The organism is Paenibacillus sp. NRS-1760 (genome assembly GCF_050467785.1).
GTDB lineage: Bacteria > Bacillota > Bacilli > Paenibacillales > Paenibacillaceae > Pristimantibacillus.
The window spans coordinates 75,813-95,009 of record NZ_JBITPK010000016.1; the positions used below are offsets into that span (position 1 = coordinate 75,813).

The window sequence follows — 19,197 nt, forward strand, 5'->3', positions numbered from 1 at the left end:
GTTTACATCAATAATTAGATCCGGCGGATGTTCGGGTTTTGATGGACAAAGTTGTAACCTTTTATTCCCAAATTACGTCTAGAGGTAAATAAAAGCAAGGGGGTATTTTCTTGTATAGACATAAAAAAGGGATATTTGTATTTATTTTAATTGTTTCTCTGGTTGTTCTGCTTGTTGGATGCGCTTCCTCAGATGGGGATACGAGCAGCTCTAAAAACTCGGCTTCTGAACAGATGTTATCAACAACAGCTTCTAGAAACGTAGAAACTGAGATGAGCTATACCATGAATGACAATGCTGCTAAAGCGGAAGAGGCTCCAGCTGAGGGATCGGGCGAGAGCAAAGCATCGGGCGGGGGAATTGATGCTCAGCTGGCCATCGGTACGGATGGATTCAACCAGAAAATTATTTATACCGCTAATTTAAGTATGCAGGTGGACGATTTAGCTTCTGCAGCAACCTCGCTGCGCAATGCCATTCATCAAAGCGGCGGTTATCTTTTGCAATTTCAAGATACGAAGCACGAGGGAGAAATTGGATCAAGCTATACGATTAAAGTTCCTGCTGCAGGGTTTATGTCGTTCATTGATCGGATTGAGCAAATTAAACATAATGAATTTGAACGCAATATCGGCGGCAAGGACGTATCTGAGGAATATGTGGATCTTGAATCCAGGCTGAAAGCGAAGCAGCTTGTTGAAGCTAGACTGCTCACCATGATGGATAAAGCGACAAAAGCTGATGATCTGTTAAAATTTTCACAGCAGCTCTCAGGTGTGCAGGAAGAAATTGAACGAATCAAAGGAAGAGTTCGCTATCTGGATAATAATGTAGCTTTCTCGACGGTGGAGCTGCGCATGTACCAAACGAATCAAACACTAAAAAATAAAAGTATCGAAAAACCACATTTAGGCGGCAGAATGTCTGACGCTCTAGTTAACAGCACGAAAGTCGTTTGGGATGCCATCAATCTATTGTTAGTTATTTTAGCTGGAGCATTGCCTGTATTAGCTATATTGGCTGTTATTTCAATCCCAATCATTTGGTTTTATCGAAGAAGGAAAGAGACGGCGCCGAAGCCATCCAAGCCTGAAGAAGAGCAGCCGCCAACGCTGTAATGATTAATAATCTTTAATAGTGTGAAATATTTTAGAAAATCCTGCTCACTGAGCAGGATTTTTATTTTAGGTGGCGAACTACTGTTACTAGGTGGGGAAAAGTGGGGCAAAGTGGTGGAAATAGGGGAAGGGGTGGTTCAAAGTCATGTTTATGGGTGAATATCAACATAGCATTGATGAGAAAGGCCGAATCATCATACCTTCGAAATTCCGCGAATCGCTTGGAGCCTCGTTTATTGCAACCCGTGGATTAGATAATTGCTTATTCGTATATCCCATGAGTGAGTGGACTGTTTTGGAGCAAAAGCTGAAAACATTGCCTCTTATGAAATCAGATGCGCGAGCATTTACCCGGTTTTTCTTTTCCGGAGCAACCGAATGTGAGCTGGATAAACAGGGAAGGGTAAATATACCTAGCCATCTTCGTGAATATGCGAAGCTGGACAAGGATTGCATGGTGCTCGGCGTTTCTAGTCGCGTGGAAATTTGGAGCAAGCAGACTTGGGACGGTTATTACGAACAATCCGAACAAACCTTTAACGAAATCGCCGAAAAGCTCGTTGATTTCGATTTCAACTTCTAGAATAGACAACAAGAATGGAGGGCTTAGGCGTGTTTCAGCATATTACAGTACTTTTAGAAGAAGCGGTTGACGGTTTGGCTATAAAGCCAGATGGCATCTACGTCGATTGTACGCTTGGGGGTGCAGGTCACAGCGAATTAATAGCCTCCCGGTTAGGCGAAGGAGGACGGTTAATCGCTTTCGATCAGGATGACTGGGCGCTGGAAAATGCTCGTGTTAGGCTTGCTCCTTATTTAGATAAGGTTACACTCGTAAGAAGCAACTTCCGCGATTTGGAGCAGGAGCTTAGAAATTGCAACGTTCCAATGCTGGATGGCGTTCCGCAGGTCGATGGCATATTGTTCGACCTTGGCGTATCCAGTCCGCAGCTAGACGAAGCCGAGCGCGGCTTCAGCTATAACCATGATGCCCCGCTCGACATGCGCATGGATCGCGAGGGTGATCTAACCGCTCATGAAATCGTCAATACTTGGGACGAACGTGATATATCCCGCATTTTGGATCGTTATGGTGAAGAGAAGTTCGCTCGGTCCATCGCTAGAAATATTGTGAAGGCAAGAGAAAAGGCGCCCATTGAGAAGACTGGTGAATTAGCTGAATTGATAAAAATATCGATTCCTGCTGCAACTAGGCGCACAGGCGGACATCCCGCCAAACGCTCCTTCCAAGCGCTTCGTATCGCAGTAAACGATGAGCTGGGAGCAGAAGAAGAAGCTTTGGAGCAAACGATTCGCTGTCTAGCCCCTGGCGGCAGAGCATCGGTGATCACTTTTCATTCGCTTGAAGATCGTATATGCAAGCAATTGTTTGCAAAGTTTGTGGAGAAATGTACATGCCCGCCCGATTTTCCGTTATGTGTATGCGGCAATGCTGGGAAAGTGAAATTAGTCAATCGTAAGCCGATCGTACCTTCAGAGAGAGAGCTAGAGCTCAACCCGCGTGCAAGGTCGGCCAAGCTTAGAGTTGCAGAAAAATTGTAAGAGGGGGATTTGAATTGGCGTATGTGAATGGCAATTTAGCGCTGCAGCCTAAGCGAAAGCAGGATCAGCAACCGGTTATCAAGGAAACGAAGCGGCTTGTTAAAACTCGTAAATCCTTACCGGTTCAGGAGAAGTTGTTGTATATGTTTACTGTATTAATGTGCGTTGTAGTTGCTGGTGTCATTATTTTACGCTACGCGCAAATCTATGACATGAGCCTCGAAATTAAAAAGTTGAATAGCGAATATCAGACGATGAATGTAGAGATGGAAGACTTGAAGAAACAAGTAGAGATGCTCAGTGATTCAGAACGTATACGCAAGCTTGCAGAGACCCAAGGGATGGTTAGCTCTATTGAGAGTGGAATTACCGTAAATACAGGTGACGACGCGATAAAATCAGCAATGAGTGAATAGGGTGAGCGATGATGAAAAAAAGAATTAGATTGCGGACACTATTGTTTGGAGGGGTAATGACCCTCCTTTTTCTTGTTTTAATAAGCCGAATTTATATTGTGCAAGTAGTAGAAGGCGCCAAATGGTATGGACTTGCAAAGGAAAGATGGTCAACAGAAGAAAAGATGCTGGCCAAGCGTGGCACGATCGCCGATCGCAACGGGAGTGTTCTGGCAATGGATACGATCGCTTATAATGTGACGTTAAATCCGAAGCTGATTAACGATGAGAAACTTACAGAAGAAATTATAAATGGTTTGCATGACATCCTTGGCACTTCTAAGGAAGAGCTCCGGAAAAATGTAACTGCCAAAAAAGAGGACGGGAATTACTATGTATATCGGGAGGTGCGTAGCGGAGGCTGGCAAATTGACAAAGCACATGCCGATAAAATTAAAAAGTTTCGTGAAGATTTAGCCAAAGAAAAGGAGGTATATAGCGTCGGCATCGATTTGCAAGAAAATTTGAAACGGTATTATCCTAAAAATTCTCTAGCTGCACAGCTTGTCGGTTATTTGGATAAAGAGGGAGTCGCCATGACTGGCGTTGAAGCTTCGTTCAATGAGCAGCTCTCTGGCGAGGACGGCTATATCAAGTATGAGAAGGACGGAAAACGCGTTCAGCTCACGGAGGGCGAAGTAGACTACAAGCCAGCCAAAGACGGTCAATATGTACAGCTGACGATCGATAACGAAATTCAGCATTATGTGGAGGAAGCGCTGCAGGAAATTATGAAAACCTATTCTCCTAAGAGCGCGACAGCGATTGCGGCTGATCCAAACACGATGGAAATATTGGCGATGGCAAACATGCCGCAATATAATCCGAATGAATATTGGAAAAACAACTCGAACTCTTACAATCATGCAATTAAATCTTTATATGAGCCGGGCTCAACCTTCAAAATTGTAACGCTGGCTTCAGCGGTTGAAGAAGGTTTGTTTAATCCAGATGAATTATACAAATCAGGTCAAATCAAACTGAAAGGTGTACCTAATCCAATCCGTGATATTAAGCGAGAGGGATGGGGAACCATTTCATTTTTGGATGGCTTGAAATATTCAAGTAACGTTGCCTTCGTCAAGCTTGGTTATGAGAGATTAGGGGAACAGAAGCTGAGAGAATATTACACGAATTTTGGATTTGGGCAAAAAACAGGCATTAAGCTTGGGAATGAGCTAAGCGGTACGATTAACTTTAAATACCCGAGTGAGATTGCGAATGCTACCTTTGGTCAAGGGGTAGTTACGGTTACGCCTATACAACAGGTTGCAGCTGTCGCGGCAGTAGCTAACGGCGGAAAGCTGTTTCAACCACAAATCGTAAAAAGCATGACAGATCCGTCGACCAAAACGACGACGACTTTCGAACCGAAGATGGTTCGCCAAGTGATCTCAGAGGAAACCTCTAAAAAAGTCGGTGAGTATTTGGAGCAGGTTGTATCGGATCAGGATAAGGGATCCGGTAAAAACGCTTATATCGAGGGTTACCGTGTAGCAGGTAAAACAGGAACCGCTCAAAAGGTTACTACGGTAAATGGAAAAAGCGGCTATTCTGATTCCAAATATGTTGTTTCATTTATTGGCTATGCGCCGGTTGATAATCCGAAAATCGTCGTTTATGTCGTCGTAGATGAGCCAAATACTACTTTTGCTTCCGGGGGAAAGATCGCTGCTCCAGCTTTTAAACAAATCGTTCTCAAAAGCTTGCGCAAAATGGGAGTAGCGCCTAATTATCCGGCTGGTTCTGCAAACTCGAAGAAGGAAGCGACAATAACGGTTCCAGATTTAACAGAGTTTAAAGTTCAACAAGCGAAAGCAGAATTAACAGCGAAGGCCATGACATTTGATTTGATCGGAAATGGTAAAACCGTGCTGCAGCAAATACCTGCTCCCGGTTCAGCCGTACACCCGACACAGCGAATATATTTAATAACGGAGCAGCGTGAAAAGCTGGCTATCCCTGATCTGACTGGGGTTTCGCTGCGGGATGCTCTTGAATTAACCTCTCTTATCGGCATTCGGCTCATTCCGGAGGGGCAAGGGTTTGTTGTGTCTCAGAAGGAAGAGACTTTGAATAAAGTAAGAGTGCTCAAAGTTGTACTTGCTCCTCCGACAGGAAAAGAAGGCCAATCCGGCAATGCGGAAACAAACCCTGATGCGACAGAAGGCGGCGATAAGGGTAGTGAGGCTGGAAAAGAAGATGAAGCTGGCACGAACGGTGGAACCTCCGAGGGTCAGACAACTTCAAATGGGGATCAGGCTGCTAATTCCAATACAAGCAGTAATGGTAACGCTGCTTCTGAGTGATCCATATATCGAATTATTAAGGGATCTAATATGATGTTGCTTAAAGCTTGTTCTATCATCCGCTTGTCCCGAATAATCTGGGAATGAGCGCAATTGAGCGCTCCTTTCGAAACGGTCAAGCGGAGGGGGAACAAGCGATGAAGGTATCTAATGTAACGGTTAGACGACGTTTATTTATCGTGCTCATACTTGCTGGGGTGTCATTCCTAGCATTATGTGTGAGACTTAGCTTTGTACAACTATGGCAAGGTGAGCAGCTGGCGGATAAAGCAGAGGATTCATGGAGACGCAACATCCCATACGTAGCCAAGCGAGGTGAAATCGTTGATCGCAACGGTATTCAGCTCGCCTACAACGTAAGCTCACCTACCGTATATGCGATTCCTGTCCAAATCAAGGATCAACAGGCTGCAGCAGCAGCGCTTGCCCCTTTGCTCGACATGTCGCAAGAAACGCTCTATAAAAAAATTAAAACACGAGCGTTGATCGTTAAGCTTGGCCCAGGCGGGCGAAAAATTACGATTGATAAAGCTGAACAAATACGAGAGCTGGGTCTTGATGGCATCGTTGTAGCTGAAGACAACAAACGATTTTATCCCTTCGGCAGTTTAGCGGCACATGTGCTAGGTTTTACGGGGATCGACAATCAAGGCTTAACCGGTGTAGAAGCAAAATATAATACAGAGTTAAGCGGTATCGGAGGCAGCGTATCCTTCTTGTCAGATGCAGCAGGCAGACAAATGCCTAATTCTTCGGACACCTACGTGGAACCTAAGGACGGGCTTACGATGCAGCTTACGATCGATAAGCAAATTCAGACGGTTATGGAACGTGAGCTTGATCAAGCGATGACGAATTTACAGCCTAATGGTATAATCGCGATTGCGATGGATCCGAATAACGGTGAAATTTTAGGCATGGCGAGCAGACCTACTTACGAGCCAGACAAGTATCGAGAGGTTCCAACTGAGGTTTATAATCGAAATCTTCCGATTTGGATGACATACGAGCCAGGCTCTACCTTTAAAATAATTACGCTTGCTGCAGCCCTTGAGGAAAAAAAGGTTGATTTGAAAAACGAACGTTTTTTTGATCCAGGCGCTATTGAGGTGGGCGGTGCTAGACTTCGCTGCTGGAAAAAGGGCGGACATGGCAGTCAGACTTTCCTTGAAGTTGTTGAAAACTCCTGTAACCCCGGGTTTGTAACGCTTGGTCAGAGGCTGGGCAAGGACAAACTATTTGATTACATTAAGAACTTTGGCTTCGGGACGAAGACGGGCATCGATATTGGCGGCGAGGAAAATGGGATCTTATTCAAGCTTAGTCAGGTCGGTCCGGTGGAACTTGCCACTACAGCCTTTGGTCAAGGGGTCTCCGTTACACCAATTCAGCAAATAACGGCTGTTTCCGCAGCAATTAACGGCGGAACGCTGTATAAACCCCATGTAGCAAAAGCATGGATAAACCCGGAGACGGGAGCGACCGTAGAAACGGTAGAATCGGTTGCGGTTAGGAAGGTTATTTCGGAGGAAACGTCCAAGCAGGTGCGTGAAGCGCTTGAGAGCGTCGTAGCCAAAGGAACAGGCCGCAATGCCTTTATTGACGGGTATCGCGTAGGCGGCAAGACGGGTACTGCTCAAAAGGTTATTAACGGACGTTATTCCCCTAATGAGCATATTGTATCTTTTGTTGGCTTTGCCCCGGCAGATGATCCGAAGATCGTTATTTATGTAGCGGTTGATAATCCGCAAGGGATTCAGTTCGGCGGAGTCGTTGCAGCGCCAATCGTTCGCAATATGCTGGAGGACGCGCTCACCATTCTGGAAGTTCCGGCTCGTGAGAAGCAGATCGACCGTATTTATAAGTATGGAGAAACACCTATTGTTACAGTTCCGAACTTGATTGGCAAGACGGTATCGGATTTGTATGAGGATATGAATATGAATTTCAATCTGACTTCCGCAGGTTCTGGGAAAACGGTCATACGCCAAGCTCCAGCTGCTGGAACCCGTGTAGATCGCGGATCAACGATTCGGATCTATTTGGGCGAAGAAGATAATATATCCCACTCGCATTGACTATAATGGTAGTTAACGAGGGTGCAGCAGGCGGGGAAGTTTGTCCGCCGGCGCTTAAGGGAGGAGCTGGGCAGATGCGATTAAAGGATGTTGCGGAATTGCTAATAGCCTCACGGCTAGTAGGCGATGGGGAAACGGAACTGACTGGCATTGAGACGGATTCACGAAGCGTAATTGAAGGGCAATTGTTTATTTGCTTGAGAGGCCACACCGTTGATGGTCACGCGTTTGCTTCGGAGGCGGTTGCCGCCGGAGCAGCAGCACTAATAGCGGAACGAAAGCTGGACCTGTTGGTGCCGCAAATTATTGTAAGAGATTGCCGCCTTGCCATGGCTGTAATTGCTAATTATTATTATAGACAGCCTAGTCAAACCCTGAAGCTTATCGGTGTAACGGGGACGAATGGCAAGACGACAACAACTTATTTGATAGAGCAAATTCTAAATGACCAGAGTAAGCCTACCGGCGTGATCGGTACGATTGAGCGTCGGTATGCGGGAAAATCGTTCCCTATGACCAGTACGACGCCTCAAACACTGCAGCTTCAAAGCTATCTCGGGGAGATGCGTGATGCGGGCACGCAATATTGTGCAATTGAAGTGTCCTCCCATGCTCTCGAGCAAGGACGGGTGAAGGGCTGCAGATTCCGAACGGCAGTATTTACTAATTTGACGCAGGACCACTTGGATTATCATGAAACGATGAGTCGATACGCTGCGGTAAAGGGATTGTTCTTCTCGCGACTTGGCAATGTGTATGCATCTGCGGAAAACGAAAGATCTTATGCGGTTCTTAATGCAGACGATGCTTTATCCGCAGAATATGCCGAGCTCACAGCGGCAGAGGTCATCACTTACGCTATTGATAAAGAGGCAGACGTTCGGGCAACGAATATTCGAATAACTGCACAGGGTACGACCTTTCATGTTGACACATTCAGAGGCGAGCAGGACATCACATTGCAAATGGCTGGGAAGTTCAACGTATACAACGCGCTTGCCGCTATAAGCGCTGTACTTCTTGAAGGCGTGGAACTAGAGGCGATTGCACACAGTCTAAGCAAAATTCCCGGCGTACCCGGACGGGTTGAAGCGGTTAATGCGGGACAGGATTTTGCGGTAATTGTAGATTATGCCCACACGCCGGATGGACTTGAAAATGTACTCAGAGCTATTCAACAATTTGCAGAAAATCGAATTATATGTGTATTTGGCTGCGGCGGTGACCGTGATCGCTCCAAGCGGCCGCTAATGGGGAATATTGCAGTAAAATACGCGGATTACGCTATCATAACATCGGATAACCCACGTTCGGAGCCGCCTGAGTCCATATTAAAGGATATTGAAGCTGGATTAATAAGCAGCAGAATTGATCCTTCATTTTATAAATTAATCGTTGATCGCAAGGAAGCAATTGAAAAAGCGGTTGAAATGGCAAGCCTCGGCGATGTAGTATTGATTGCGGGGAAAGGTCATGAAACCTACCAAGATATTAACGGAGTCAAATATCCATTTGACGATCGAAAAGTAGCGAAAGCAGCGATAAGGGGAATCATACAGTGATTAAACGTACTATTAAACAAATTGCCGAAATGAGCGGCGCTAGATGGAATGGAAATCATGCAGAGCTTAACATAACAGGAGTAACAACTGACTCGCGGCAAGCTGCTGCGGGCCAGTTGTTCGTTCCGATCGTAGGCGAGCATTTTGACGGGCATGCCTATTTGGAGCAAGCTATTGCAAATGGAGCGGTTGCTGCGCTTTGGCAGAAAGGCCGCGAGGTTCCAGCATCTCTTGAGGGAGTGCCGCTTCTTATTGTTGGGGATACGCTGGTTGCATTGCAGCGCCTTGCAACAGCTTATCGCAGTGAACTTGTCACTCGTGTTGTTGGCATTACAGGCAGCAATGGCAAAACAACGACAAAGGATATGGCAGCTGCTATTCTTGGCACTACTTATAAAGTGCATAAGACTGAAGGCAATTTGAACAATCACATCGGCCTGCCTTTGACGGTGCTGAGGCTTGAAGAGGACACGGAAGTAGCCGTGCTCGAAATGGGAATGAGCGGCTTCGGCGAGATCGAGCTGCTGACGAAGATTGCACAGCCTGATGCCGCAATTATTACAAATATCGGCGACGCGCATATGCTTCAGCTCGGCTCAAGAGCCGGTATTGCGAAGGCAAAGCTTGAAATAGCACTCGGGCTTAGCGAGGATGGTTTGCTGCTCTACAATGGCGATGAGCCACTTCTTGAAGCAGAGCTTGAGCGTTCAATACTTCCAGCAGGCATCGTACGCCGTACATTTGGGTTATCGAAGCAAAATGAATGGTCAGCATCTGACATCAGCATTGAATCGGAAGCGACGACCTTTACTGCTATTTATAATGGAACTGCGAGTGGCCTCGGAACTGTTCGAATTCCTGTTCCAGGGCAGCATAATGTCAGCAATGCGCTCGCTGCAATAGCGATTGGCCGCTTCTTCGGAGTTCCAGCTGCAAAAATTGCTGAAGGTCTAAGCCATCTTAAGCTGACAGGCATGCGCATTCAGCCTGTTCGCGCGTTTAATGGCACTATGTTATTGAACGATGCTTATAATGCCAATCCGACTGCCGTTCGTGCGGCGATTGATCTGGTAGAGCAACTGGACGGCTATAGCCGCAAATGGATCGTGCTTGGCGATATGCTTGAGCTCGGGCCAGAGGAGCAGACGCTTCATTTTGAAGTAGGTGCATATATAACGCCAAGCAAGGCGGATGCGGTTCTTACCTTCGGACCTTTGGCAAAACATATTGCTGAGGGCGTGAAATCGCAATTTCCTAACGCAGGCGCGAATGATGTGATTAAACATTTCGAAGATAAAAATGAGCTGACACTGTGGCTGAGGGAACAAATGCAGCCAACGGACATCGTGCTCATAAAAGGTTCACGCGGCATGCAGATGGAACAGATTGTCCAAGCATTGGAAGTGGGGTGAGGAAATGGATATGATGGTCATTTTATTTTCGATTGGCGCTTCATTCCTGCTAGCGGTTCTACTCGGACCATTGTTCATTCCAGTGCTCCGCCGCTTAAAGTTTGGGCAGCAGATTCGTATGGAAGGTCCGCAAAGCCATTTGAAAAAAAGCGGTACGCCAACGATGGGCGGCATTATCATTATGGTTGCTCTAATGATCGCGTTCCTGAAGTTTTCTGATAAAACGGCTGAATTTTGGGTGCTGCTGACCGCATCGCTTGGATTTGGTCTTGTCGGCTTTTTGGATGATTACATCAAAATTGTATTTAAACGTTCTTTGGGACTAACGGCAAGACAAAAGCTTTTTGGTCAACTTTTATTTTCTATAATCGTGTGTGCAATGCTCTATAATATGGGGCACAGCACCGAAATATCCGTGCCTGGTACAGGCTGGGGATTTGATTTAGGATGGTTTTATTATCCGCTTGTCGTCATCATTCTTTTTGCAGCAAGCAATTCAGTTAATTTCACCGATGGTCTTGACGGTCTTCTGGCTGGGACGAGTGCCATCGCATTTGGTGCCTTTACTGTAGTTGCTCTACAAACGTCAGCTCATGAATCAGCAGTATTCTCGGCAGCTATGGTAGGCGCTGTTTTAGGTTTTCTAGTATTCAACGCACATCCTGCAAAAGTGTTTATGGGAGATATGGGCTCGCTAGGCATAGGAGGCGGTATTGCAGCAGTCGCTATTTTGACCAAAACGGAGCTGCTCCTTATCGTAATCGGCGGTGTTTTTGTACTTGAGATGCTTTCTGTTATATTACAGGTAGGCTCCTTCAAGCTTAGAGGGAAGCGTATTTTCAAAATGAGTCCCATTCACCATCATTTCGAGCTCGTTGGTTGGTCCGAATGGAAGGTTGTTACTGTGTTTTGGTTTGTAGGCATCGTGTTTGCAGCAATTGGTTTACTATTTGTTATACTATAGAGATAAAGCTTTCGAAAAAGCGGCTTTTATTTGATTAAGAGCCGCTTTATGCATACATAGAAGGGACTGTCAGTTATGAATCATCCGGCATCTTATGAAGGCCGCCGAGTTGTCGTCTTAGGCTTGGCTAGAAGCGGGGTAAGCGTCGCAAAAGTATTTCATCAATTAGGCGCAGAAGTTGTAGTGAACGACATGAAGGAACGTGAATTATGCCCCGAAGCGGACGAATTGACTGCTTTGGGCATTTCTGTGCTATGCGGTTATCATCCAGATGACTTAATTACAGAAGAAACAGCGCTCCTTATCAAAAACCCTGGTATCCCATATACGTCTACTCCAGTCCAGAGGGCGGAGGAGCTTGGCGTTGAGGTCATTACGGAGGTTGAAGCTGCATATTGGCTTTCTCCTGCACCGATAATAGGCATTACTGGCTCAAACGGCAAAACAACAACGACGACTTGGATCGGCGAAATATTAAGCGCAGCTGGCTTGAATCCCATCGTGGCAGGCAATATCGGTCGTCCTCTATGCGAAGCAGCCTTGGAAGCGACGCCCGATCAATGGATCGTTGCTGAGCTAAGCAGCTTTCAATTGAAAGGAACAAGCGAGTTCCGTCCGCATATTGCGCTATTGCTTAACATTGCAGAGACGCATTTGGATTATCACGGCGATATGGATGACTACGTCAATTCAAAAGCAAAACTTTTTGATAACCAAACGGAAGATGATGTTGCTGTCGTCAACTGGGATGACCCGGAATGCCGCGCGCTTTCGGAGTTTCTTATCGCACAGCTGCTGCCTTTCTCTATATATGAGCGACTGGACGCGGGCATTTACATTGATCCGCCATATGAGCGGGACAACGGTGACGCACAAAATGATGAAGCCGCTGTGGATAGACAAATTGTATTCCGCCAGTCTGAGGACTCGGAAATTAACATTTTACCAGTTTCAGAGCTAGGCATACCAGGCCGCCACAACGCCGCTAACGCGCTTGCTGCCATTGCGGCGTGTTTGGCTGCTGGAGTTGCACCAGAGCGTCTTGTAGAACCGCTGCAGTTGTTTAGAGGCGTGGAGCACCGCCTGGAGTTCGTCCGTGAAGTGAATGGTGTCAAATATTATAATGATTCGAAAGCGACAAACCCGGTTGCAACGATGATGTCCGTTCGCTCGTTATCGGCACCGATCGTTCTAGTGGCTGGAGGACTTGACCGCGGCTCTGACTATATGGAGCTTGTTCCTTTATTCCGCGATCGCTTAAAGGGGCTTGTTGCTTTAGGAGAAACGAGAGAAAAGCTCTCCCGTGTAGCAGAGCTGGCAGGTTTAGCTAAGGTGGAAATCGTCGAACCTAGTGAGGACGCCGAGTCCGTCCTTCAGCAAGCGGTGAAACAAGCAGCAGCGATCGCAGAGCCAGGTGATATCGTTTTATTGTCGCCTGCATGCGCAAGCTGGGATATGTTTACATCGTATGAGCAAAGAGGGCGCATTTTTAAAGATTCGGCGCATACCTTGTAAGTAGGGGGCATGTCCCTACTTTCCCATGCTAAGAGGTGTGTTCGCTATGGCCAAAGCGCGTTCTGCCCCGGATATTTGGATGCTGACTGCAATTGGGCTCATTCTCGCTATCGGGTTGATTATGGTGTACAGCGCTAGCGCAGTGCTTGCTTTTCATGAATTCGGTGATCGTTTTTACTATGTAAAGCGTCAGGTGCTATTTGCTGGACTCGGTATAGGCGCGTTGTTGTTTACAATGAATACGCATTATACGGTTTGGAAAAAGTGGGCGCCAATGGCTTTATTGGTTTGCTTCGGCCTTCTTCTGCTCGTGCTGATCCCTGGTGTCGGCGTCGTTCGCGGCGGCGCACGCAGCTGGCTTGGCATTAGCTCCTTCGGTATTCAGCCTTCTGAATTTATGAAGCTGGCGATGATATTATTTTTAGCCAAATGGCTCTCTGAGAAGCAGCAAACGATTACGCAGTTCACAAAAGGGCTTATGCCGCCGCTAGGGCTTGTTGGACTAGCCTTCGGACTCATTATGCTGCAGCCTGATCTAGGTACAGGAGCGGTGATGGTTGGCGCCTCTTTAATTTTAATTTTTACTGCTGGCGCTAGATTATCTCATTTAGGCGGCTTGGCGCTTATCGGTGTCGCAGGTTTTGTTGGCCTTATCATCGCTGCGCCATACCGATTAAAGCGAATAACGAATTTTCTTGATCCATGGGCAGACCCGCTCGGAGGCGGCTATCAAATTATTCAATCCTTATATGCGATCGGACCAGGTGGACTCGTTGGGCTCGGTCTAGGTATGAGCCGACAGAAGTTCAGTTATTTGCCTGAGCCGCAAACCGATTTTATATTCTCGATTTTAGCGGAAGAGCTTGGCTTCATCGGCGGAGTTACTCTTATACTATTATTTCTAGTTGTCATCTGGCGGGGGATACGCGCTGCTATTGCAGCTACGGATACATTCGGGAGCTTGCTGGCAGTCGGAATCACAGGCATTATCGGTGTACAAGTATTGATTAATATTGGTGTCGTCATTGGCATGATGCCCGTTACGGGAATTACGCTGCCGCTTGTTAGCTATGGGGGTTCATCCCTAACGCTTCTCTTAACTGCACTAGGGATTTTGTTGAACATATCTCGTTATTCGAGGTGAGGCTTCATGCCTAGGGCATTAACCAGCAGATGCTTAGTAGAAAAAAACAATAAACGTCCGGCTTGGATAGCTGCAGGTTGCATAACAGCAGCTGCAACTATCCAAGCCGGATATTGTTGTTTACAGGAAAATTTGCTCATTTAATATGATGAGATAATGATTACATTTTTTTTGAAAGAAACAGTCAATTCGCTAAAGCGGCAACCAGCTTTGAGTTCTGCTCTGCTGCACAGACCAATCAGTGAGCCAGTTGGCTCGATATAGGCCATTGTCACACAAGAGCCTATATGGGCATAAGATACACTATATTCGTGACCGTCACCCGAAAGGAGTGGTGATTACAACAGAAAAACCGGCAGCAGCGATTCAGACTGCTGAAGGGGAATTTCTTTTTCTTCTTACACAGTCAGGCTTGTGCTTGCGGAGTAGGTTTTGCTTACGAAGTAGGTTTTGCTGCGCAAAACCTAAGCATTTGCTTACGAAGTAGGTTTTGCTACGCAAAACCTTAGGGAGGTTTAACGAATGGAAGCTTTTAAAGCGGAATTGGAACAAGCTAATCTTGGCGAAGTTTTGTACAACGAACCGCTATCGAACTATACAACTTGGAAAATCGGCGGTCTCGCTGATATCTTTATCCTCCCTAGCAGCAAAGATGAATTGGTATCGGCGGTACGTTTGGTGCAAAAACATCAAATACCCTGGACTAATTTAGGCAGAGGCTCGAACATGCTGGTAAGTGATAAAGGGATTCGCGGCGTTGTAATAAAACCGCACAGAGGGCTCGATTACTTGCGTTTTGAAGGATCGACAGCAATAGCCGGTGCTTCATATTCTTTAATTAAGCTATCAGTCATGGCTGGGAAACAAGGTCTGACCGGACTTGAATTCGCGGGGGGAATCCCAGGTACGGTAGGCGGAGCCGTTTATATGAATGCTGGCGCGCATGGATCAGATGTGTCACGTATTTTTAAGTCAGCTGATATTGTACTGGAAACAGGAGAATTGGTTCGCTACGATCGTGAGGCTATGAACTTCGCTTACCGCCATTCCATACTTCACGAGCAAAAGGGCATTGTCATTGAAGCCGCCTTTGAGCTGGCAGAAGGGGATAGGCAGGAAGTACTTGCTAGGATGGCCTCCTACAAAGAGAGAAGATTGAGAACGCAGCCTTTGCAGCTTGCCTGTGCAGGCAGCGTATTTCGCAATCCGCCTAATGATTATGCCGCTAGACTCATTCAAGAGGCTGGATTAAAGGGTGAAAGCCTCGGAGGAGCGCAAGTATCGAAGCAGCACGCCAATTTTATTGTGAATACCGGGCAAGCAACAGCTGAAGACGTTCTCGCCCTCATGACTCATATAAAAAGCACTGTTCAGGACCGCTATGGCATCCTGTTGGTGCCGGAAGTATTGGTGGTGGGTGAGCGGTAATTCGGAGGTGATACATTGGACAAATTGGTGATTGAAGGTGGGAAACCTCTCTCAGGAACCATAGTTATCCAAGGAGCGAAAAATGCCGCTTTGCCGATTCTGGCTGCCAGTCTATTGGCCGAAGGCACAACAACGATAGATCATGTGCCTGATTTGCTAGATATCGATGTCATGCTGAACATTTTGCGCGAATTAGGATGCCGCGCCGAGCATACGGGAGGAACTGTGGTGCTGGACACTGAGACTGCACATACATCCCACGTGCCGGAATCGTTAATGAGACAGATGCGATCTTCTATTTTTTTAATGGGGCCTTTGCTTGCTAGATTTGGGGAAACTCAGGTTTATCAACCAGGTGGATGTGCAATCGGTGAGCGGAAAATTGATCTTCATTTAGAAGGCCTTCAGGCTCTGGGTGCAGAAATAGAAGAATTGGGTAACCGGATCATATGCCGTGCCGAGAAACTAAGGGGAGCGGATATTCACTTAAGCTTTCCAAGTGTCGGCGCAACAGAGAATATTATGATGGCCGCTGCTTTGGCAGAAGGCCGAACCACAATAAGCAATGCTGCAAGGGAACCGGAAATTCAAGACTTGCAAGGCTTTTTAAATGCAATGGGCGCTAAAATAATGGGAGCCGGAACCGATACGATAACGATAGATGGGGTACAGTCGCTAACACCTTGTCGTTATAAAGTGATTCCGGATCGTATTGTAGCAGGGACCATCATGGTAGCCGCCGCTGCAACACGCGGTCAAGTCACGCTCCAAAATACGCAGCCAGCCCATTTATCTTCCTTGATTCATGTTCTGCGCCGGGCAGGTGTTCAAATTGTTGTCGACGATGATATAATTAAAGTTGGCAGTGCAACAAGGCCTAGAGCGGTTGAAAGAATCGTAACCTCTCCATACCCGGCTTTTCCTACCGATTTGCAGTCTCAGGTTATGGTGCTGCTTACGCTTGCAGATGGTGTGAGCGTATTGAAAGAAACGATTTTTGAAGGCAGATTAAAGCATGTGGATGAACTGTCACGTATGGGTGCAGACATTCGCGTAGACATGAATGCGGCATTCATTCGCGGCGTGCCAAGGCTTTATGGAGCGACGGTGGAAGCAACGGATTTGAGAGCGGGTGCCGCCCTTGTCATAGCTGGTTTAGCAGCGCAAGGAAGGACGGTCGTTGAGCAAATTCATCACATCGATCGAGGCTACGAAAAAATCGAAACGATGCTGTCTAGGCTGGGTGCGCGGATTTCGCGTTATTCGCCAGTGCCTAATAACTAATACTATGCGCATGAGCTGCAAGATAGAAACAGCCGGTACCCTTTTGATGCTAAGCGAAGGCTGACGCGGAGAGGTTAACCGGATGTTTTTTGGGGAAAGAAGGGACAAGTTATGAGTGCACAGATGCCAGTACTTAAGGAACCACCGAAAAAAAGAATGGGCAGTCGGAAGCTGTTGACCATACTTATATTATTGTTTGTGGCGCTTTTGGCTGTATTATTTTTTAATTCCTCTATTAGCAAAATATCAGAAATCCAAATTGAAGGAACTAGATTCGTAACCAGAGAAGAAATAGGCAAGGCAGCTGCTATTTTGGTTGGCGATGCTTTTTTTCGAACTTCGTCTTCTACTATAGAAGATAGAATTGTCACATTGCCACAAATTAAAGGGGCTAAGGTTACGAAGGTATTTCCAGGTGTGGTGAAGATTCATGTAGAGGAGTTTCCTGTTGTTGCATTCGAGCTTTCCAAGCAAGGGGAAATGACAGCGTTATTGACAAATGGAACGACAGTTGAGGCTGACAGCGATGAAATGCAGCTTGTGGACAAGCCTGTATTGTCAGGTTGGGCAGATGGAGATCCCGTAAAAGCACAGCTCACGAAGCAGCTTGCAAAAATATCGACGAAGCAGCTCTCCGACCTGTCTGAGATTTTACCATTTCCGTCAACCGCTTATCCCGATCGGATTCTGATGTACACTCGCACAAAATTTGAAGTGGTAACAGCGGTGTCGGTTCTTCCAGAGAAGATTGAAGCGTTGAATGCAGTAATCGAGACCCAAGAGCCAGGTAAGATCACGATGCTTCTGGCGGATACATATGTGCCTTTCGTAAGTGAGAGTCCAGAAAATATAGATTCTGAGTAAAATTATACTACTCAATAGTCTGAAAGAATGGTAGAATTTTATTTATGCATTAATACTCGATTAAGCTGGATAAACATAGGAAATATAGAGAATCGCAAGGGGCGGTGCTCGACACAAAGCGAGAAACATCGAAAAATTTGTTGAAAAAAGAGGGAAAATAATAAAAGCGTTGAATATGTAGGAAGACCTTAACATGTGGTAAAATAATTAATTATTTGAAACGGAGGTGCCGCAAGATGAGCAGCAACGACATCATCGTCAGTTTGGACATCGGTACATCCAAAGTTCGTGCTATTATTGGTGAAGTGAATAATGGAGCCATTAATATTATTGGAGTTGGATCTGCCGACTCAGAGGGTATTCGCAAAGGAGCAATAGTAGATATTGACCAGACTGTGCAATCGATCCGTAATGCCGTAGAGCATGCGGAGCGCATGGTAGGCATTCAAATATCAGACGTATATGTTGGTATTCAAGGCAATCATATTGCTTTGCAAACCAATAGAGGCGTCGTTGCAGTATCCAATGAGGACCGTGAAATTGGTGAAGAAGATATTGAACGAGTATTACAAGCTGCTAAAGTAGTGGCGCTCCCTCCAGAGCGTGAAATCATTAACTTGGTTCCAAAGCAGTATCTAGTAGACGGCTTGGAAGGTATTTCCGATCCGCGCGGTATGATTGGCGTTCGCCTTGAGGTTGAGGCGACGATCGTCACGGGGACAAAGACTGCTATACATAACCTTATGCGTTGTGTAGAGAAAGCAGGCCTTCGTATTTCTGGTGTCATTTTGTTATCACTCGCTTCAGGCGTGGTTTCGCTCACCAAAGATGAGAAATCGATAGGGACAGTTCTTACTGACATAGGAGCAGGATCATGTACGATTGCCATTTATGATCAAGGCGGCCTAGCTGCTACGTCAACGCTTCCAATTGGTGGCGAATATGTAACAAATGATATAGCTTATGGTTTGCGCACGCAAAGTGAGCAAGCTGAGAAAATCAAACTTAAATATGGCTGTTCTAATGTATTGGATGCTGCTGAAGATGTGAAGTTTAAAGTAGCACGAATGGGCAGCAATGTGGAAAAAGAGTTTTCACAGGTTGATCTTGCTAGTATAATTGAGCCTCGCATGCAAGAGATTTTCCATTTAGTTCGTCAAGAGGTACGTCGACTTGGTTATGGAGACAAGGTTAACGGTTATGTGTTGACCGGTGGCACTGTATCGATGCCAGGAACACTCGCTTTGGCCCAGGCAGAGCTTGAGTCTTCCGTCCGAATTGCACTCCCTGATTATATTGGTGTAAGAGACCCGGCGTATAGCAGCGGCGTTGGCATGATTCAATATGTGTCAAAATATATGGGAGCTCGCGGAACTGGAGCAGTGAAGAAAACGGCAAGCCGCAAAGCAAGTCCAACACCTTCTACTAAACCCGGTATGTTCGAGCGGATTAAAAGTATGTTTAATAAATTTATTTGAGGATTTAAGATAATATAAGTTTC

General features: G+C 46.2%; 15 protein-coding genes. All 15 read left to right on the top strand.

The genetic code is table 11. The features are described 5' to 3' along the window. Positions 1–110 precede the first annotated feature (110 nt). Positions 111–1,118: a DUF4349 domain-containing protein gene (locus ACIFSR_RS24955; protein ID WP_430060817.1), complete on the top strand. Its 1,008-nt coding sequence runs from the start codon at positions 111–113 to the stop codon at positions 1,116–1,118. Between the two features lie 145 nt (positions 1,119–1,263). After that, on the top strand, positions 1,264–1,701 hold the full coding sequence (gene mraZ, locus ACIFSR_RS24960) for a division/cell wall cluster transcriptional repressor MraZ (RefSeq protein WP_076268151.1): 438 nt from the start codon (positions 1,264–1,266) through the stop codon (positions 1,699–1,701). A 29-nt stretch (positions 1,702–1,730) separates the two neighbouring features. Then, positions 1,731–2,681 carry a 16S rRNA (cytosine(1402)-N(4))-methyltransferase RsmH gene (rsmH, locus tag ACIFSR_RS24965; RefSeq protein ID WP_179089802.1) on the top strand — a complete coding sequence of 317 codons (951 nt, stop codon included), beginning with the start codon at positions 1,731–1,733 and terminating at the stop codon, positions 2,679–2,681. A 23-nt stretch (positions 2,682–2,704) separates the two neighbouring features. Then, positions 2,705–3,097 carry a cell division protein FtsL gene (ftsL, locus tag ACIFSR_RS24970; protein ID WP_256710903.1) on the top strand — a complete coding sequence of 131 codons (393 nt, stop codon included), beginning with the start codon at positions 2,705–2,707 and terminating at the stop codon, positions 3,095–3,097. Between the two features lie 56 nt (positions 3,098–3,153). Beyond that, the gene (locus ACIFSR_RS24975; protein ID WP_430060820.1) at positions 3,154–5,445 is read left to right on the top strand and encodes a penicillin-binding transpeptidase domain-containing protein; all 2,292 of its coding nucleotides are present in this window, start codon (positions 3,154–3,156) and stop codon (positions 5,443–5,445) included. Between the two features lie 137 nt (positions 5,446–5,582). Then, positions 5,583–7,523, top strand: coding sequence for a stage V sporulation protein D (locus tag ACIFSR_RS24980; protein WP_339208717.1), 1,941 nt, complete (start codon positions 5,583–5,585; stop codon positions 7,521–7,523). 74 nt (positions 7,524–7,597) lie between these two features. Then, positions 7,598–9,085, top strand: a complete 1,488-nt coding sequence (locus ACIFSR_RS24985; protein ID WP_430060821.1) for a UDP-N-acetylmuramoyl-L-alanyl-D-glutamate--2,6-diaminopimelate ligase — start codon at positions 7,598–7,600, stop codon at positions 9,083–9,085. Beyond that, positions 9,082–10,497, top strand: a complete 1,416-nt coding sequence (locus tag ACIFSR_RS24990; protein WP_430060823.1) for a UDP-N-acetylmuramoyl-tripeptide--D-alanyl-D-alanine ligase — start codon at positions 9,082–9,084, stop codon at positions 10,495–10,497. Before ACIFSR_RS24985 ends, ACIFSR_RS24990 begins: the two co-directional genes overlap by 4 nt. Positions 10,498–10,501: 4 nt before the next feature. Beyond that, complete coding sequence (mraY, locus tag ACIFSR_RS24995; protein WP_430060909.1) at positions 10,502–11,461, top strand: phospho-N-acetylmuramoyl-pentapeptide-transferase; 960 nt, start codon at positions 10,502–10,504, stop codon at positions 11,459–11,461. Positions 11,462–11,536: 75 nt separating this feature from the next. Continuing rightward, a complete protein-coding gene (gene murD / locus ACIFSR_RS25000) occupies positions 11,537–12,976 on the top strand; it encodes a UDP-N-acetylmuramoyl-L-alanine--D-glutamate ligase (protein WP_339208719.1) in 1,440 nt (479 codons plus the stop codon). 46 nt (positions 12,977–13,022) lie between these two features. After that, the gene (spoVE, locus tag ACIFSR_RS25005) at positions 13,023–14,120 is read left to right on the top strand and encodes a stage V sporulation protein E (RefSeq protein WP_076268160.1); all 1,098 of its coding nucleotides are present in this window, start codon (positions 13,023–13,025) and stop codon (positions 14,118–14,120) included. Positions 14,121–14,642: 522 nt separating this feature from the next. Then, entirely contained in the window at positions 14,643–15,548 is a 906-nt protein-coding gene (gene murB, locus ACIFSR_RS25010; RefSeq protein ID WP_430060826.1) for a UDP-N-acetylmuramate dehydrogenase, read from the top strand. Positions 15,549–15,563: 15 nt separating this feature from the next. Next, positions 15,564–16,832, top strand: coding sequence for a UDP-N-acetylglucosamine 1-carboxyvinyltransferase (gene murA, locus ACIFSR_RS25015; RefSeq protein WP_076268162.1), 1,269 nt, complete (start codon positions 15,564–15,566; stop codon positions 16,830–16,832). Between the two features lie 111 nt (positions 16,833–16,943). Beyond that, positions 16,944–17,696, top strand: a complete 753-nt coding sequence (locus tag ACIFSR_RS25020) for a cell division protein FtsQ/DivIB (protein ID WP_339208722.1) — start codon at positions 16,944–16,946, stop codon at positions 17,694–17,696. Between the two features lie 236 nt (positions 17,697–17,932). Then, the gene (ftsA, locus tag ACIFSR_RS25025) at positions 17,933–19,174 is read left to right on the top strand and encodes a cell division protein FtsA (protein ID WP_430060829.1); all 1,242 of its coding nucleotides are present in this window, start codon (positions 17,933–17,935) and stop codon (positions 19,172–19,174) included. The last annotated feature ends 23 nt before the right edge of the window (positions 19,175–19,197 follow it).

Excerpts from the sequence above, each read along its gene's own strand:
- spoVE (WP_076268160.1), top strand. The coding sequence starts at position 13,023 with ATGGCCAAAGCGCGTTCTGCCCCGGATATTTGGATGCTGACTGCAATT.
- ftsA (WP_430060829.1), top strand. The coding sequence starts at position 17,933 with ATGAGCAGCAACGACATCATCGTCAGTTTGGACATCGGTACATCCAAA.
- murD (WP_339208719.1), top strand. The coding sequence starts at position 11,537 with ATGAATCATCCGGCATCTTATGAAGGCCGCCGAGTTGTCGTCTTAGGC.
- ACIFSR_RS24980 (WP_339208717.1), top strand. The coding sequence starts at position 5,583 with ATGAAGGTATCTAATGTAACGGTTAGACGACGTTTATTTATCGTGCTC.
- mraZ (WP_076268151.1), top strand. The coding sequence starts at position 1,264 with ATGTTTATGGGTGAATATCAACATAGCATTGATGAGAAAGGCCGAATC.
- mraY (WP_430060909.1), top strand. The coding sequence starts at position 10,502 with ATGGATATGATGGTCATTTTATTTTCGATTGGCGCTTCATTCCTGCTA.
- ACIFSR_RS24985 (WP_430060821.1), top strand. The coding sequence starts at position 7,598 with ATGCGATTAAAGGATGTTGCGGAATTGCTAATAGCCTCACGGCTAGTA.
- ACIFSR_RS25020 (WP_339208722.1), top strand. The coding sequence starts at position 16,944 with ATGAGTGCACAGATGCCAGTACTTAAGGAACCACCGAAAAAAAGAATG.
- ACIFSR_RS24975 (WP_430060820.1), top strand. The coding sequence starts at position 3,154 with ATGACCCTCCTTTTTCTTGTTTTAATAAGCCGAATTTATATTGTGCAA.
- murB (WP_430060826.1), top strand. The coding sequence starts at position 14,643 with ATGGAAGCTTTTAAAGCGGAATTGGAACAAGCTAATCTTGGCGAAGTT.